Source organism: Waddlia chondrophila WSU 86-1044 (assembly GCF_000092785.1).
GTDB lineage: Bacteria > Chlamydiota > Chlamydiia > Chlamydiales > Waddliaceae > Waddlia > Waddlia chondrophila.
In genome coordinates this window covers 115,395-132,598 of the sequence record NC_014225.1, presented here as the reverse complement: position 1 = coordinate 132,598, position 17,204 = coordinate 115,395, and the positions used below count along the sequence as shown (strand labels likewise).

The following is a 17,204-nucleotide window of genomic DNA, read 5'->3' as shown; positions in this document are numbered from 1 at the left end:
CAGATATTCCCCACACACTCTAAAGCCAATCATAAACAAAAAGTAAAGAAAAAAAAGCATTAATAATGTTATAATAAAAATAAATTAAATTTTTACAGGAAACCTTCATCATGCAAAAATCGCGACTGCTCTTAATTGAAGACGAAGAAGATATTGCAGCTCTCATCAAACTCCAAGCTGATATTTCCGGTTATAAACTCCACGTAGAAGTTGACGGATTGAATGGACTGCTTGCCATCGAACGGGAAAAACCTGATCTGGTGATTCTAGATATTATGCTTCCTGGACAAAGCGGGCTAGATGTCTGCCGGAAGTTAAAAAACAATCCTGAAACTAAAGATATTCCAGTGATTATGATTTCAGCAAAAAGCGAGGAGCTGGATGTCGTTCTTGGGCTTGAGCTTGGCGCTGACGATTACGTCACCAAGCCCTTTTCCCCAAAAATTTTATTCTCCCGCATCCGCGCTGTCTTAAGAAGAGGAAAAGAACCGGAAAAAGGACCAAAAATCATCAAATTCGGGCATTTTGCCCTTGATACGGAAAGTTATCAGGTTCGCAAGCATGACAAGCAACTTCACCTGACGCTTTCTGAATTCGGGATTTTGAAAAGGCTTGTCTCCAATCCTGGAAAAGTATTGACACGCAACCAACTTCTTGATGATGTACAAAACGAAGAAGCGTTTATTGTCGATAGGAACATCGACGTGCACATTGCCTCTCTCCGCAAAAAGTTAGGGCCTAACTTTCACTGGATTGAGACGGTAAGAGGGGTTGGCTACCGCTTTAAAGAGGAAGAAGAGGATTAATTTACTAGGGCATGTCACCAATTAGATAAATATACAGACTGTCATCGATTTTTCCCTGAGAGAACCATTTGGAAGTCGAACCAAACTGGACACAGTGGCGAGTCTGAAAATGATTCTTTCAAGGTAAAAAAAGCTGCAAGATGCATGTTTAGCTAATTGATGACACGCCCTAATTCGACTGACTTGAAGAATTTTCTTCTGAGTTGTGAAAACAGCTGATTGCTATTAAATTTACGCGTTGGTTGCCTGCAGTTCAACAGCCTCCCGCAGCTTTTCCACTCTGTCGGTTTTCTCCCAAGTAAACGCATCCCCTTTTCGGCCAAAATGCCCTCCATAGGCAGTCTCACTATAGATAGGCCGCTTCAAATCGAGCATTTCAATGATCCCCTTCGGAGAAAGATCGAATGTTTTGAAGATTGCCTCAGCTAACATCTGTTCACTAACCACCCCTGTTCCAAACGTATCGACTTTAATCGATACAGGCTCTGCAACTCCGATGGCATAGGAAACCTGTACTTCACACCGCTTGGCAAACCCCGCAGCCACAATATTTTTGGCAACATAGCGAGCTGCATAACTGGCGGATCTATCCACTTTGCTTGGATCTTTCCCAGAAAGAGCGCCTCCGCCACTGCGTGCCATCCCTCCATAAGTATCCACGACAATTTTCCGTCCGGTCAAACCGCAATCTGCAACCGGCCCTCCTAAAACAAATCTGCCTGTAGGATTGATGAAATACTTTGTCTCCGAATCAATGAAACCTTCCGGAGCAAGACGGTTAACCATCCCAATCATATCTTTTTTCAAAAAATCCAGATCCACACCAGGATCATGCTGTGTGGAAACCACGACCGTATGGATGCGCCGAGGAATAAAGCCTTCATCGTATTCCAAAGTGACTTGCGCCTTTGCATCCGGTCTCAAATAAGAGAGAGCGTTCTCTTCCCTTAACCTCTGAAGCTCAAGAACAATTTTATGAGAGAGCATAATGGGAAGCGGCATCAGCTCCGGAGTTTCATCGCAAGCAAAGCCAAACATAATTCCCTGGTCGCCTGCCCCCTGCTCTTTAAAAAGACCCTTTCCTTCCTCTACACCTTGGGAGATGTCAGGAGATTGCTTATTAATGGAAAGAATGACCCCGCATGAGCGATAATCAAATCCTAATTCACTGCTATTGTACCCGATCCGTTTGATGGTTTTGCGAACAATCTCCTGGTAGTCCAGCTGTGTTTTTGTCGTGATCTCTCCCGCTAACACAACAAGCCCAGTACTGACCAATGTTTCGCAAGCCACTTTAGAATCGGGATCAGCTTTCAAACAAGCATCCAAGATAGCATCGGAAATTTGATCAGCAATTTTATCTGGATGGCCAATAGATACGGACTCTGAAGTAAAAAGAAAATGACTCATAACGGGAAAGCAACCTCTTAAAATATTTGGAATAATTTTACAGATCGCGCATGATTTTATCAATGAAAACAGTGACTTCTTACCTACTTCTCATTTGCCTATTACCTGTTTTATCTTGGGCAGAACAAAAAGTGTCCTTTCATCAAATTTCAAAAACGATAAATAACGAAAAAATTGAAATCAGCGGCTATATCTACCAATCTGAAAATGGGGAGGCGTACCTCGCCCCTCAACCCGACCTGAAATCGTGCTGTATCGGGTCTCGCCAACGGTCGGGAGAGCAAATTGTTCTCAAAGATCTTGAATCGATCCCAGCGACAAAACAACCTGTGACGATGCGGGGAACCCTTCGCATCGATCCTGAAACAGGCCAAATGTTTTTAACTGAAGGCGAAGCAGTTCCTAAAGAAAACCGCTTACATCTCCTATTTGCTGCTGCAGCGGTGGGAACAGCAATATTTTTTTTTCTTCTGCGGAAACGAATATAACGGAAGGAAAATGTTCACATTAAATCTGAAAGCAAATCACTTTCCCCAATCCGAACCTTCATGGGATTTAACAAGTGGTCCGGACCTTTTAAACGCTTTAAAATTTGATCGAGATAGATAGCGACGTTGCCCGCATTCACCCCTCCAGAGATTTTCAGCCCTCCATCCCAGTGGTCTAAAATCAACTCGATCTGTCTTGGTCCGACACCATGCGCTCCAAATCCTGTCGAAGTCTTGACAAAATCGACACCAGCATGCCTGGCCAACTTACATGCCTCAATAATCTGGCGATCATTAAGCAAAGAGGTTTCCAAAATCATTTTGAACACCCCTTTTTTCTGACGAACAAGACCGCATACTGTTTGCAGCTCCTCCAATACCTCGGCATGATTCCCTTGCTTAAGGGCCTTCCAATTGACAGGCATATCGATCTCGTCCGCCCCTTCGCTCAAAGCATACTGCGCCTCGAAGAATTTATAATGCTTTTGATGCCAACTCCCATCGGGAAACCCAACCGTTGCTACGAGAGCGATTGAATCTTTTTTGTGATGCTGCAAAAATTTGCGGACATGGGGAACATCTTCAGCTCCGACACAAATTCCATACGGAGTTAATGGACTTTCGATCGTTTCTCTAAGAAATCGGTAAAATTCCTCCTGCCTACGCAAAATTGGACTCTGCCCAATTCTTGAAACTTGGCGATAAAATTCTACAGTTTTTAGATATGTGTGGTCGCAAAGCGAAGCGATCTGCTGAAAAGCATATCTAGATTTTATTTTAGATTGCATTGCCATAAGAAACGATTTCCTAATCTTTAGCCCGACTTTGCAAAGTTTTGAGGGATTTGCAAAACCGAGTTTAAATCTACACATTCGACAGGGCCGATCTCGACCCCTAGAAATTGCTCCCCAAGATGCTTGAATCTTTCCGGGTCGTCTGAAACAAAATACTTTAATTTCCCTTTAACTGAAAGAGAATTATTGAATGGATGCGAGAATAAAGCGGCCTGAATTTGTTTTGCACAAGCTGATGCCGAATCCACTATTCTGACTTCATCCCCCAAGTATTCCCTGATCAAGCAATAAAGCAACGGATAATGGGTACACCCTAAAACCACTGTGTCCATGCGCTCATCCTTCACACGAAAAAGATATTCTTCAACAATCAATCTCGCAGCAGGATGGTTTTGAAAATGCTCTTCTACAATTGGGACAAACAATGGGCAAGAAATCCCGGTAACCTTGACATTAGGGATTTTTTGCGCCAGCCGTGCCTGATAGATTCCGGAACGCACCGTTGCCGCTGTGCCAAGAACTGCAATATGTTCAGCTTGACATGCACTGATCTCTTCGATCAAGGGATCAATGACATTAAATACGGGAAGCTCTAACTCCGCTGCCAAAAGATCTGCAGCGTAAGCGGATGCAGTGTTGCAACCAATGACTAACGCCTTGATTTCCTGAGAAAGAAGAAAAGCGCTGATCTCCCTTGCATACCGAATAACGGTTTCTCGACTTTTACCACCGTAAGGGACACGAGCGGTATCGCCAAAATAGATGATTTCTTCCTGAGGCAAATGCTCGCAAAGCGCTTTGACAACTGTCAGCCCTCCTAGACCGGAGTCAAAAACAGCGATTGCATTCATGGCATTTTTAACTTTTGTCCAATGTAAATCCGATCGCCGGAAAGCTTATTGAGCTCTTTGATTTTCTGAATTGTTGTGTTGTGCTTACGGGCGATTTTCTCCAGAGAATCTCCTGAAACAACCTCATAAATCTGCTCTTTCTCAGAAATTTGCAACGCATCTAATACAAGCTGCAAAGTCGCCTGCAGCTGCCCCATCTTTTCTTCAACTTCTTCAATTTTACGCTTATGCTGGTTCAACAGGGATGCTGTATCATTGCCGTGCGTTTGCAATTGACGCAAATCCTCAGCCATCCCTTTGACAGAATTTCCTAGTCTTGAGACATCGCCTTCCAGTTGAATCACGCCCCCCTTGACTAGCTCCCGATTTTCATGATTAGCATCCATTACCTGCTGCCTTAAAGAATCGACAATTTCTTCCTGCGTGTTCAACCTCTCTTCAAACATGCGGATCTCTGCTTCGTGATTTTCGATCTCATGGCGAAGATCGCCGTAAGAAACACTTTTTCCAGTTGAACGACTTTGATACTGCGCCCCGCTAACCGAAGCGTTCAGCAAAATAAAAAAGACGCCAATTTTCCTCATTGCTTACGAATCAGAATTAAAAATTTTGAACTCTGCCCGGCGATTTTTCGACCAGGATTCTTCATTATGTCCAGAATCGGCCGGACGTTCCTTCCCATAAGAGACAGTGAAAATACGCTCCGGCCTTACTCCTTCCTTAATCAATAATTCCCGTACAGAATTGCTTCTTTTAGCCCCTAAAGCCAAGTTATACGCTTCAGCTCCCCTTTCATCGCAGTGCCCTTCTACAAAAAGGTACGTATCGGGATGTTTCTGCATGTAGGCAGCGATCGTGCGGAGACGATCCATATTTCCTTTCCCCTTAATCAAACCACTATTGTAAGGAAAGTAAACAGTTTGAAAAACAGTCCTCAACTCAACATCGTAGCGAGGATCTGTAAAATCCTCTATTCCAGGAAGTTGCTTACTCATCCCTGGTTCTATGCGCTGTTTTTGGGGATGATAGCGCGGCTCTGCCAGAGCCACATCTCTGCCGTAGTCCTGATCGGGAAACGCTTCAAACTCCAAACCAGAGTACGCGCTTGTGTAAAAATCGTCTTCCTCATATTCACGGCAATTCATGAAATCTTCCCGGCAACGGACTTGCCTGGAATCTCCATGCTTACCGGCAAGAGTCCGGACCCCTCTTCCCATGTGCCTTCCGGCGGTTTTCGTGTCATCCCAAACATCTTCTGAACTGCGGCAGCATCCGGTCAATGCAAGCAGAAAAAAATTGAACTGCATGATGATCACAAGGCTTTTCTTATTCATTTCCCCTCAAAGCATTAGTTGTAGATTCGAATACAGGATACTAGCACATCTGCCATAATTTGGAAAACCAAGATCGGCTCTCAAAAGATTCCTACTCAACATTGGGAAGATCAGATATAAAATAGATAATCATAACTTAAATTCAGAGGATTTCATGACAACGCCTTCATCTTTCAGCCCCTTTCTTGCCGAACTGAATACTCTTGCCTCTATTCCTCCAAATACCTATTTCCACCGCAACCGGAAAGGTCATTTTATGACGACTGCCGATTTCGCTTCCACTATCCTGTGTGCACAAACAATCGCTAACACTTATAAAGGGAGAGATCCCGCTGCAACTGCCTCCCAAATCACCAAATTCTCAAAGAAGCTTCAAGTATTAATCAGCACCGAAACTGAAACCGCTTTAGAATCCAACAATGAAATTCTCTGCCGTAAAACATTCCGTCAACTTATCTTTGTCTGTCAAAGAATCCACTACGCCGTTAGAGGGCGAGTAGAAGGGGGAGGGCTTACAGGAGTCTTCAAAACTTATGAAAATCACGGAGATGCCAAAGAAGTTATCGAAACTGCGATCTCGAATATGAGAGAAAGCGCATTGAACGCGCTCAAAGCTCTGCGCGACCAGCTACCGGAAAAGAAAATGCTCGGAAACGAACAGCTCAATTCTCTGACGACATACACTTTCGAACCAGAGGAAAAACCGATCTGTCCTGAAGAAAATTATACGGACGAAGAGTGGGAAGCAGCCATAGCCCACAGCGCCGACTTACTTAAAGAATCTGTTGGCATGATGCACTATTACGGACGCTATTCGACGGGGCTGTTCTACAATCAAGCCCGCAGTTATCTTTCAGACTCGGGATGGGAATGGATGAATAAAATCGGCCATTTTGAAAACGGCAACCTCTATCTAAGCGCTCTTCCGGTGGTCTCCAAAAATATGGACTCTTTGGAGGATTTAAAAAAGGCTGAAATCAGCGCTGTTCTCAGCGTTACAGAAGTTTTCGAAACACATAGCGACGGATATTTTACCTCTCCCATCAAGCCAAGCACATATGCAGAAAACGGAATCAAACACCTGCAAATCCCCACTCCCGATTGTGAAACCATTTTTTTCGAACTAGTCTTGCGCGGTGTAGAATTTATTCATTGGTGCTTGTCAAAAGGAGTCAGCATTGATGTCCACTGTAAAGCCGGCAGAGGCAGAAGCTTTATGATTGTTGTCTGTTATTTGATCAAGTATCAGAACATGACCGCAAATGCCGCATTTGAACATGTCAGCTTAATGAGGCCTCAGTCTGGTTTCTCAAAAAACCGGCAGGAGTGGAAGACGATTGAAGTTTTTGAAAAATTTTATTACAAACCATCAACTTAAACTTCTGATAGCTGAGCGTCATCTTTTTCATTTTGCTCCTCGGGAATGTAGGGACATTCCCTTCGTCACAAACTAAAAAATCTGCCGTCCATCTACAGTCAGAGGTTAAAGCTCCCAACTAGGAAACCGTTTTTCCCCTGCTCCTGAAGTGATCTTTACAGCTTTTGCCTGTTTGAGATTGATTAGATAAAGCTCGCAATTCCCGGCATCAGAGGTATTGTAAACAATGTGCAGGCTGTTTGACGCCCAAGATGGGTTCTCTTTGTTTCTTGGACCATCCGTCAACTGCCGTTCAACACCGGTCAATAAATCGTACACCCAAATCTGCCGCACCCCTTTTGTTTTAGAGCAGTAGGCAAGCTTCGTCCCGTCCGGCGACCAGCAAGGCGCTGTGTTTTCACGATTTACTTTAGTCACGAGTATTGGTTCTATCTCCTTAAGAGGTGTTCCCTGAGGAGGGATATTCATGAGATATACTCTTGGAGATCCTCCTTTATTCGAAACAAAGGCGAGGCGAAAGCCATCCGGACTAAACGTTGGGGACCCTTGAGTTGCATATCGCGCAGAAAAGAGATGGCGCGGCTTGCCAATTCCCCCTTTTTCCGGGGAAAACTCCTGAATAAAAAGATCTGGATTTCCAGTAACATCGCTGATAAAAGCAATACGGTCTCTCTGACGGTTGATCGCCGGCATCAACTGATTTCCCGACAGCGTTAACATTTTTCTTCCAATCGGTTCTCCAAGAGAAGCGATGTAAACTTTTGGTATTCCCGTTTTATAAGAAACGTAAAAAAAAGACTCCGCCTGTTTCCCCGGCAAATGGGGGACATAACCCGGAGTAATACAGTAACCTGCCTGGCGCGAGGTCAACTGCATGGCATTAGCGCCGTCGTAATCGGATTGCCAAATTTCTGAATATTCTGTCTTTTCTTCCACCGTTCTGACCGTATACAATAAACGGGTCGAGGCGATGCCGTCAGCACCGAAAAGAGCGCGATGAATAGCATCGGCAATACGATGGATAATCTTTCTGTCTTCGCTCAAGTATCCTGAAAGATGTTGCTGGCCGAGTCTGAAATCTTCTTCGCCATCCGAAGAGAAAAGGCGCACAGAGATGTGGTGTTCCTTCACTTCGCAAGCGATTCGATAAAAAACCGGTTTGTCCGTCAGCTGCGTAGCTCCATTATGGCCGAGATCAAAACGGAGCACTTCCTCCAGCTGTCTAACATAATCTTTTGGCAATGCAGATTGGGCAGCCTCAATTGGAATCAATTGGACTGGGGTTAATCGGTTGTCTGTTTCCAATCGGACAACGAGTTCTTGCTCTTCCGCTGCCAATAAAGAAGAGAGGAAAATGAAAAGCAAAAATCTATAAATCATTGGCCAATGTGATGCTAAACGTGTGCTCTTTTTCATTTTTAAACGCTTGATCAAAAGAGGGGAAATTCACTTTGGGTAGAATTTTTTCCACATATCTTTTGTTATTCTCGTTTTGGGCACCAATGATCTTAACTTGAATCACTTTTCCTCGGCAATCTAAAGTAAGAGAGACTCTCACCTCCCCAAATTCCGGGAGCCTCAAATTCTCCTTTAAACAAGCTGCCAGCTGTGAATAATAGCCATGATCCTCCACTCCGTCGATCTTCAACGTTTCCACTCTTTTAGCCTGATCCATTGCTTTTGACGCTTTTCCAACCTGGCTCAACTGCTGCCTTGCCTGAGCGATTAAACTCTCCATTCTTTCCTCTTGTCTGAGCCCCTTCTCCTGCCGCGGTTCGGTTTTCTTTTCTGTTTTTTTAAGTAAAGGCTGCTTTTTTTTGGGCGCATTTTTTTTAATCTGTGCAGGGAGTTTTTTTGGGATAGTTTCCGCTTTTTTTTCCTGCGTTAAGTGGATCGTTCTCACAACTAATTTCTCTTGCAAAGGAAAGCGGCTTTCCGGCACCCCTCCATAATGCAGCCATATTACAACGCAAAGATGCGCTAAAATCACCGATACTGCAAGGATCCATAAGCGTTGTTTGTTCATGGGATCTCAAACAGGCTTTAAAATGATGTCCAATTGTTCAAAGCCTGCGGACTCCAAGGCATTTTTCACGATTTGGTACGTCCCGAACTGGGCGCGGCGGTCGTGATAAAGCTGCGGTCTTGCATCAGGATGGCGCTGCCTCTCCTGCTTTAGAATCTCAGGAAGATGAACAGCATCGACAAGCTTTTGATTGATCCAAATGGAATTGTCTTCGCGCACATGAATTGTCACAAGGGAGCTGTCCCTGACCGAAACATCGCTGCTTTTAGCCTCTTTAGCCCCTTCCGCCAGCTCAACACGATCAAGATTGAGCATGGGAGCGACAATAATAAACATAATCAAGATCGAAAAAACGACATCAACTAAAGGCGTCAAATCGACTGCAGGACGCTCCCCTTCCTCTCTGCGATGTCGAATTCCCCTGCGCGCCATTGCCTACCCTTTGATATCTACTTTGCGATAGCGCATTTCCACTGAAGAGAGCATCTCATTGGTGAATCCTTCCATATCGGTTTCAAAATCTCGAATGCTGCTCTTAAGATAATTGTAGGCAATCAGTGCAGGGATCGCAGTTAAAAGTCCCAGTACTGTCGTTGTCAGCGCGAGTGCAATCCCTCCCAAAACCATTTGATTACTTGCCGCTGCTGCTTGCGACTGCAACTGGGAAAACGAGATCAAAATTCCCCAAACAGTCCCTAATAATCCCATTAACGGAGCCAGGCCGACGATCGTAGATAGGATAAACAGATGTCTGTCCATCTCTTTTGTCTGGCTAGCAATAGCTGTTGCCAAATTGGCCTCGATACAGTCAATATCGGTCGGCGACAGATAAGAACCTCCCTCTTTCTGCCCCATTACATGATGGTTTTTGCGCAGCAGATCGACAGTATGCTTCTTCAAAATCACATAAATTTCATAGTAAGGATTGGGTAGCCTTTCCTTTCTTTCCCCTTCCGCCTCCTGAGCGAGAAGGTTCCCTTTTCGCAAATCAACCTTCTTTTTGAACCTCAAGGAATTTTTCCTGGCTTCCCTAATCTGCCATGTCTTATAGAGCATCAATGTCCAACAAATCACAGAAGCGGCAACGATGGCAAGGTAGATCCCTTTGCCCAGCAGGTCGGATTGTTGGTAAGCTTGCAGAAAAGGGCTAGTAGAGCCAAGTATTATTAAATTCTTTACAAACAAATATAAATCCTTTAAAATAAACAATCTTTTAGAATTTAGTTAAATTTCAATGAAATTAAACCTTCGCTAATCGGGAATTTGATAACCTATGGTTACACAAATAAAGAAATACATTCCAGTTTTCTTAACACTTTTTGCCATTGCCTGCTTTGCGCAAGAAAGCTTTGATCATTTCCAAGACCCTGTACAAGCAGAGCTCATTTACGAATCCCGCTCGATCCGCCCAGACACCCCTTTTTGGGTAGGGGTTAGATTGAAATTAGACGACGGCTGGCACGCCTACTGGAAAAATCCGGGAGATGCCGGCATGCCTCCTCAAATTGAGTGGACGTTGCCTGAAGGTTTCTCAATCAGCGATATCCAATGGCCAAGTCCAAAAAAATTTACAGCAATGGAAGCAATCGGTTTCGGCTATGAAGACGAAGTGATCCTTCTTGCTAAAGTCACCCCGGCGAAAACAGACCATTCCGAAATTCAGATCGAAGCTAGTATCAGCTGGGTTGTCTGCGACTCTTCTTCTTGCCTCCCAGGCAGCGCCAATGTCAAATCAACTCTCGCCGTTTCAACAGATAAGATTCAGGTTCACGATGTTCACGCCGGCCATTTCGAAAAAGCGCGTAGCAAGCTTCCAAAAGCGATGAATTCTTTAAAAGGGGAGCGGAAAAACGGACTGATCTGCATTCCGATCGAGACTTCCGAAAAGATCGTCTCCGCAAATTTTTATCCTGAGCAAGAGGAAAGAATCGACATCTCTGTCGATCCTGTCATTGCAGATGATGCGACCATTTTGTTAAAGGAGCAGGGCAGCAGCAGTAAAGACCCTTTAAAAGGAGTTCTCGTTCTCAATGGTAAAGATGCTTACGAAATCTATGTTTCACTAGATCCCCATCACTCTACCGATGTCGCAATGAACCTGAACAACGCTTCTTATCCGGCAGCCTCAGGGGATGCGCACAAGTTCAGTGGAAGTCTTTGGCTGGCTATTGCCCTTGCATTCTTAGGAGGTTTGATCCTCAACTGCATGCCTTGCGTGCTTCCGGTCATCTCGTTTAAAATTCTCAGCTTCGTAAAGATGGCTGGAGAGAGCCGCCGGTTAATCTTCCAACACGGCCTTGCTTTTTCTTTTGGAGTTTTGCTCTCTTTCTGGGTATTGGCAGGGGTCTTGTTGATGCTACAGTCCTGGGGGCAGTCTGTGGGCTGGGGATTTCAGCTGCAAGAACCTTTATTCGTCGGAATCCTCGCTGCAATTATTTTAATTTTCGGCCTTAGCTTGTTTGGAGTCTTTGAAATCGGAACAGGCATGGCGTCAGCAGCAGGGCAAGCAACAACGAAATCTGCCAATGGTTTAACAGGATCATTTCTAAGCGGCATCTTAGCAACTGCTGTCGCAACTCCATGCACAGGTCCTTTTTTAGGAACCGCCGTTGGCTTCGCCGTCACTCTTCCGATTTTTCAAGCATTGACAATCTTTACCTCGCTTGGACTGGGAATGGCCTCTCCTTATCTGCTTTTAGGAGCCTTTCCAAACCTGCTCCGATGGATGCCTAAGCCAGGCAACTGGATGATCACATTCAAAGAGATCATGGGCTTTATCATGCTAGCCACAGTTCTTTGGCTCATCTGGGTATTTGGCGCACAAACCGATACCATGGCTCTATTTATTCTGTTGATCGGCTTTTTCTTCCTCGCTATTGGATGCTGGATCTGGGGAAAATGGGGAACACCGGTCATGAAAAAACGCACGCGCATGATCGGCCTTGCAGCGGCTTCAGCAACCTTTATCATCGGAGGTTATGCGATCACAAAGGCTTCTTCCATGTCCGGAAACAGCCCTGCACCTTTGACAAATGCTGAAATCGCAATGGCCGAAGCCTCTCCATCCGAGCTAACCGATCGCTGGATCCCGTTTTCTCCCGAACTTTTAGAAAAACTCCAGGATCAAGGCATTCCTGTTTTTATTGATTTCACAGCAAAGTGGTGCTTGATCTGCCAAGCCAACCACCTTGTGCTGGAAGTGGACAATGTGGAAAAGAAATTTCTGCAAAAAGGGGTGGTCCGGATGATTGGAGACTGGACAAAATCTGATCCGGTCATCACTGAATGGCTGAAAAAATTCGGTCGCAACGGAGTCCCTCTTTACGTTCTTTACAACGAGAAGCGCGAAGTGGAAGTTCTTCCCCAGGTATTGACTCCCGATCTCGTGATTGAGAAGTTGGATGCTTTGAACCTGTAATCGTATCCTGAACCTATCCGTATATTCAAATTTGACATCTTTCCCTTCTTTTCGGCTCTGTTTTCCGATCGCTTCTTGCAAAGCTTTTCCAAGCTTTACTTGCGAAGCGATCGAAAAAATCTCTCGAAAAGAAAAAAAATTTGCACAAATAGCAATATACGGATGGGTTCCTGATTTGCAATCCCCTCTTATGAGGCTCTCCCCTATCCCCAAAAATCAATAAATTCCGGTTCTTGAAATTGGTTTATAGATTAGTATTATTTTATAATAATCATTAAGATAAGGTTTATTTCAATCAAACATAGGAGAAATTCATAAAATGAGCATAAATCTATTAGGAGAAACAAGCTGTCAATCAACTGTGGAAGATCAATTAAAAATTCTGGGCTCAATCAACGACAAGAGCGTTCAGCAGTTTGTCCGGGAAACACTCGATTCGTGGAACGGAAGACAAATTTCCAAAGGCGAGCTAAATTCAACAATCGATAAAATCACTCATCTAGTCTCCAAAGTTTTAAATTCTAAAAAATCGATCTCTGAAAACGGAGAAATCCGCCTAGCCTTAGAAAAATTAAAAAAAACAAAAGGAGAGACGGAAATCATCTGCACAACCTTTTCTAGCTCAACGTCCAAAACAGTGGAAACCATTTTAAATGAACTCGATGAAGATCATCTTGATAGCCATCCCGCCTATCGCATGGGATGGACGCAAATGACCGCATCGAATGCGTTAAAGTTGCCTTCAATCCCCATCGGAAGCTACGTCATCGTTAAAGAAAAGAAAAAGTTAACAATGTTCATTAAAGGCGATTCAGGCCCTGAACAACACTCTCTGGAAAAAAAAGAAGGCGAAGCAGGATACACGGTGTTTAATCCACTTTCTTTCTTCAAATCTTTTGAAGACAGCTGTTCGGGCGAAGAGGACGTTACCTGCTTTGAGACTAACTTTTCTAAAAAAATTTCTATTGACAAAGATGAAGACACTGCTCCTCCGGCAGTGCTTAGCATGACTGTAACCCCTCTTAGGGAGTTGAAACCGGAGACAGAAGCGTTGCTTAAATTGTGCAGCCAACTATCCGAAGTAAAATTTAATTTCTTCTTCCATTGGAGATCGCTTAAAGAAAAATCCGATTTTATAAAAGCTCCAAACAACAGGCCTCAACATAAAAGCTCGGAAAATCATAAAAAATCTTCTGTTGACGAAATCAATCTGGCAGAAAGAACAGCTAAGCTTTTGATCAGAAGAGACCAACCCGTCTTTTTTCATTGCAACACGATCAAAGTGGGAAAACATCAATTTGACTGCCACCAACTTCCTACAGATTATTCGAGGGACGATGTTTGGCTCTCGTTGTGGAACGATGCAGGGGAAGCTGATGGAAGAGCAACCATCATGAAGCTTTCCACCAATCATTGTCCTCTTTCCAATGATCTTCCCGTGATCCGCGATTATTGGCCGGTAAGAAAAGGAGACCCTTCTATTAAAAAATTTCAAAACCGCTGTCTTCTAGCTGAAAAAACACTCAAAAGAATAGAAAAAAAAGACAAGATAGAAGAGTTGATCGCTAAAATTTCTAGAATGGAAAAAGAGAAAGCGAAAACTGAAATCGAGCTTAACCATTTGGAGAATGAATTAACAGAAATAGATGCTGCCCCTCAAATCAATAAGCTTAAGCAGAACATAAAAAAATACAACGAAGAAATCAAAAAGAACAAACAAGAGCTTGATATACTCCTTATTGCGGCTAAAGAGCATCTTGCTTATGTCTTAAAAGAAAAAGAAGCTGAGGAATCCGGAACAGGGCCTGGAGTCTACATCGGTTCATTGACAACGATAGATGAAATTACAGTGGAACACATTGATGAAACCCTTATCGAAGACTTTCCTGGTGCTATCTTGCGTCAATTCAAGCTCACGCAACCAGGAGAAACACCCCCCCGCTTCGTCACACAGATCGACTACCCTCATTGGAGCGATTTCAGCGCAACAAACGCAAGTGTATTAACTAGCTTAAGAGATCTCTATCGAGAGGTGCATGGAGACAACCCTGCACCGATGAAAGTGCACTGTCGCGCAGGAGTAGGGCGAACAGGGACTTTCATCGTCTTTTGCGGAGCTATGGACATGATTGAAGATGCAGTCGAAACAGGAAAAATTAGTGGCTTGGATGCCAAAGAGATGCTTTTCAACATCATTGCCGATGTGCGCTCGCAACGCGATTTTCAGATGGTACAAACTCCTCAACAAGGGATGCAGGTGATCTCAGCGCTAGAATTAGAAATACTTAAAATAGCCGGTAAAATACAAGCGGATTAACCTATAATACAAATAAATTATTTAATTGACATCGTTGTTTGTACATTCTATAATTATTTCAGGCAGGGAGTAAAAATGATTAGAATGACTTTTTTGATCTCTCTTTTCCTAGCTGCCTCCCTAATGGCAAGCGCTGATGAGAAAGAGGTAAAATATGAAGAAGATATCATTATTCAAGAGCCTGAATGCTTGCAGCTGATGACGGTTGGGAGGGGCAGCGGCAGCGATTACGTGATTAAATTCTACAACTCCTGTCCTAAGAGAATATGGGCCAGCATCTGCGTGGAAGAAAGGCCTGGAAAATTCAAACTGCATGAGAGTTCGACAAGGATCCCAAAGTATGGATACATGGATATTTACACGTATGAGGGAACAGCTCCGGTCTCTGTCAACTGGATTTCCGGGTCATCCCGTCCTTTCAGACCTCCTGGGCAATGCGGCACCGATGTCGAAAAATGACATGTTTAGCTCATTGACGATACACTCTAATTAAGTTAGGATGTTCTGCAAACTCATGGAGGTGCAGAATGTCCGATCATTATGTTTTTGAATTCCCGACATTGATCAATTTTGGGCAAGGGGTATCGAATCTACTGGGAAACTATCTCGATCAACAAGCAATCCGCCGCCCCCTGTTTGTCACTGATGCAAATCTCTCCAAACAACCCTTTTTTCCGAATCTCATCGAACAGTCTGGAGGAAGCATCATCTATGACCATATCCCTTCCATACCAACGAAACAATCAGTGGTAAACGGAAAAGAAGTCTACAATAAACATGGATGCGACGCAGTGATTGGAGTCGGTGGTGGAACAGCAATAGATGCTGCCCGAGCGATCGCCCTTTCAATCCATCATCCAGGTGATCTTTTTGACTACTCGATAGAAAAAAGAGGAGCTGAAAAAATCTCAAAAAAAATCCCCCCTTTTATCACGATTCCAACGGCTTGCGGAACAGGGAGCGAAGTGTCTCGCGGATGCGTCATCACGGATAAAGCAACATCGGAAAAAGCGGCCATTTATTCTCCTAGGCTGATCGCTCAAGCAGTCTTCGCAGATCCTGAACTCTCACTAGAACTGCCGCCATCCATTACCGCTTCAACCGGCATCATCGCGTTATCCAACAATATTGAGGCGTTTCTGGCAAAAAATTTTCATCCGATGTGCGATGGAGTCGCATTGGAAGGGGTACGCCTCGTTTTTGAACATCTGCCGAAAGCGGTTAAAAAAGGCGATATGGAATCTCGGGCAGGGATGATGATGGCTGCCTTAATGGGCTCTGTCGCACAACAAAAAGGTCAGGGAGTGATTCATGCTGCCGCTCATTCCCTTTCTTCAGTGTTCAACACCCCTTATGGAATTGCCAATGCAATCATGCTGCCGCACGGATTAGAATTCAATATTCCTCAAAGCCCGCGCAAATTGCAACAGCTTTCCGACACCATCTGGAGCCATGATTTTATCCGATCAACCAAAGAGCTTGCGGAGACCCTGGAACTTCCTCGCTCATTAAAAGAGATTGGAGTAAGCGAAGGCGACGTCGCGCACCTTTCGGCTCTTGCCTATCAGACGCCTTATCATTCCTACAACCCCCGTCCGGTTCAAGAAAAAGATTTTGCCGATCTTTATCTAAAAGCGCTCAAAAGTTGATCATTATTTTCTATGTGTTTTTCAGCTGAAGCAAGTTTTACAGTGGGAGCAATTTTAAGTGTTGTAGGAATCACGACACTTAAACAGGTAAAAAAACAGAAATATTTTCTTGTCGCGCTTTTTCCTTTATTCTTTGCCTCTCAACAACTTATCGAAGGGATTGTTTGGCTTAACATGCACCCTTCTTTCGTTTCAACACCTTTAAGCCAAGCAGCAGTCAACCTTTATCTTTTTTTCGCCTGGCTTTTCTGGCCGATTTTTGTGCCGATCGCATTTTTTGTTGCGGAAAAGGAAAAATGGAAAAAAATCCTCTTTTTAACCGTTTTCCTCATTGGCTTAATTATTTCCTACATAGACATTATCTACTTGATCAACTACCGAATAACGCCTCAAATTGTAGGGAGAAGCCTAGACTACGGATTTACGCCTCTATATGGAAATATTCTCTACGGCCTGATCGTATTTATTCCTATTTTTCTTTCCAGTGTTCCCAGAATGAAAATTTTTGGAATCAGCCTACTGATCGCATTCATCATTTCTCAACTCATCTACACCTACGCTTTCACTTCAGTTTGGTGTTTTTTCTGTGCAGCTATCAGTATTCAGCTATACCAAATCCTTCAAAGAGCCTCTCAAGAAAAAAAAGTTTCTTGAAAAAAATTTTGTTAAAAATTTATTAGATCTTAACACAAATAGAGTAATATTAAATCAATAAAACTTAAATTATAGGTTC

General features: G+C 43.8%; 17 protein-coding genes. 8 read left to right on the top strand and 9 right to left on the bottom strand.

All coding sequences use genetic code 11. From position 1 onward, the window contains the following. Positions 1-110: 110 nt before the first annotated feature. Positions 111-806: a response regulator gene (locus WCW_RS00605; protein WP_013181231.1), complete on the top strand. Its 696-nt coding sequence runs from the start codon at positions 111-113 to the stop codon at positions 804-806. A gap of 231 nt (positions 807-1,037) precedes the next feature. On the opposite strand, the gene metK is transcribed toward WCW_RS00605, so the two are convergent. Then, positions 1,038-2,216: a methionine adenosyltransferase gene (gene metK / locus WCW_RS00600; RefSeq protein WP_013181230.1), complete on the bottom strand. Its 1,179-nt coding sequence runs from the start codon at positions 2,214-2,216 to the stop codon at positions 1,038-1,040. Positions 2,217-2,278: 62 nt separating this feature from the next. On the opposite strand from metK, the gene WCW_RS00595 reads away from it, so the two are divergent. Then, on the top strand, positions 2,279-2,704 hold the full coding sequence (locus WCW_RS00595; RefSeq protein ID WP_143876327.1) for a hypothetical protein: 426 nt from the start codon (positions 2,279-2,281) through the stop codon (positions 2,702-2,704). 14 nt (positions 2,705-2,718) lie between these two features. Here WCW_RS00595 and deoC read toward each other — a convergent pair whose 3' ends face one another. The 4 genes from deoC to WCW_RS00575 are packed head-to-tail and all read right to left on the bottom strand — an operon-like array spanning position 2,719 to position 5,683. After that, complete coding sequence (deoC, locus tag WCW_RS09615; RefSeq protein WP_013181228.1) at positions 2,719-3,498, bottom strand: 2-deoxyribose-5-phosphate aldolase; 780 nt, start codon at positions 3,496-3,498, stop codon at positions 2,719-2,721. A gap of 20 nt (positions 3,499-3,518) precedes the next feature. Beyond that, positions 3,519-4,349 carry a glutamate racemase gene (murI, locus tag WCW_RS00585; RefSeq protein ID WP_013181227.1) on the bottom strand — a complete coding sequence of 277 codons (831 nt, stop codon included), beginning with the start codon at positions 4,347-4,349 and terminating at the stop codon, positions 3,519-3,521. After that, on the bottom strand, positions 4,346-4,933 hold the full coding sequence (locus WCW_RS10340; RefSeq protein ID WP_013181226.1) for a LysM peptidoglycan-binding domain-containing protein: 588 nt from the start codon (positions 4,931-4,933) through the stop codon (positions 4,346-4,348). The genes murI and WCW_RS10340 overlap by 4 nt, the downstream gene beginning before the upstream one ends. Before the next feature lie 3 nt (positions 4,934-4,936). Then, complete coding sequence (locus WCW_RS00575; RefSeq protein WP_013181225.1) at positions 4,937-5,683, bottom strand: OmpA family protein; 747 nt, start codon at positions 5,681-5,683, stop codon at positions 4,937-4,939. 154 nt (positions 5,684-5,837) lie between these two features. Between WCW_RS00575 and WCW_RS09610 the strand changes: the two genes are divergently transcribed. Beyond that, positions 5,838-7,061 (top strand): dual specificity protein phosphatase family protein, encoded by a 1,224-nt coding sequence (locus WCW_RS09610; RefSeq protein ID WP_013181224.1) that lies wholly within the window; start codon positions 5,838-5,840, stop codon positions 7,059-7,061. 105 nt (positions 7,062-7,166) lie between these two features. Here the strand turns inward: WCW_RS09610 and tolB are convergent, their stop codons facing one another. The 4 genes from tolB to WCW_RS00550 are packed head-to-tail and all read right to left on the bottom strand — an operon-like array spanning position 7,167 to position 10,272. After that, positions 7,167-8,441 carry a Tol-Pal system protein TolB gene (gene tolB / locus WCW_RS00565; RefSeq protein WP_041941433.1) on the bottom strand — a complete coding sequence of 425 codons (1,275 nt, stop codon included), beginning with the start codon at positions 8,439-8,441 and terminating at the stop codon, positions 7,167-7,169. Further along, entirely contained in the window at positions 8,431-9,087 is a 657-nt protein-coding gene (locus WCW_RS00560; protein ID WP_013181222.1) for a TonB system transport protein TonB, read from the bottom strand. Before WCW_RS00560 ends, tolB begins: the two co-directional genes overlap by 11 nt. A 6-nt stretch (positions 9,088-9,093) precedes the next feature. After that, positions 9,094-9,519: an ExbD/TolR family protein gene (locus WCW_RS00555; RefSeq protein WP_013181221.1), complete on the bottom strand. Its 426-nt coding sequence runs from the start codon at positions 9,517-9,519 to the stop codon at positions 9,094-9,096. A 3-nt stretch (positions 9,520-9,522) separates the two neighbouring features. Beyond that, a complete protein-coding gene (locus WCW_RS00550; protein WP_013181220.1) occupies positions 9,523-10,272 on the bottom strand; it encodes a MotA/TolQ/ExbB proton channel family protein in 750 nt (249 codons plus the stop codon). An 88-nt stretch (positions 10,273-10,360) separates the two neighbouring features. Here WCW_RS00550 and WCW_RS00545 point away from each other — a divergent pair, with 88 nt between their 5' ends. The 5 genes from WCW_RS00545 to WCW_RS00520 all read left to right on the top strand — a co-directional run bounded on the left by WCW_RS00545 (position 10,361) and on the right by WCW_RS00520 (position 17,125). Next, entirely contained in the window at positions 10,361-12,505 is a 2,145-nt protein-coding gene (locus WCW_RS00545) for a protein-disulfide reductase DsbD family protein (protein WP_013181219.1), read from the top strand. A 319-nt stretch (positions 12,506-12,824) separates the two neighbouring features. Continuing rightward, positions 12,825-14,822, top strand: a complete 1,998-nt coding sequence (locus tag WCW_RS00535; protein ID WP_013181217.1) for a tyrosine-protein phosphatase — start codon at positions 12,825-12,827, stop codon at positions 14,820-14,822. A gap of 75 nt (positions 14,823-14,897) precedes the next feature. After that, positions 14,898-15,281: a hypothetical protein gene (locus WCW_RS00530; protein ID WP_013181216.1), complete on the top strand. Its 384-nt coding sequence runs from the start codon at positions 14,898-14,900 to the stop codon at positions 15,279-15,281. 68 nt (positions 15,282-15,349) lie between these two features. Continuing rightward, positions 15,350-16,471, top strand: a complete 1,122-nt coding sequence (locus WCW_RS00525; protein WP_013181215.1) for an iron-containing alcohol dehydrogenase — start codon at positions 15,350-15,352, stop codon at positions 16,469-16,471. 12 nt (positions 16,472-16,483) lie between these two features. Next, entirely contained in the window at positions 16,484-17,125 is a 642-nt protein-coding gene (locus tag WCW_RS00520) for a DUF6629 family protein (protein WP_013181214.1), read from the top strand. Positions 17,126-17,204 lie beyond the last annotated feature (79 nt).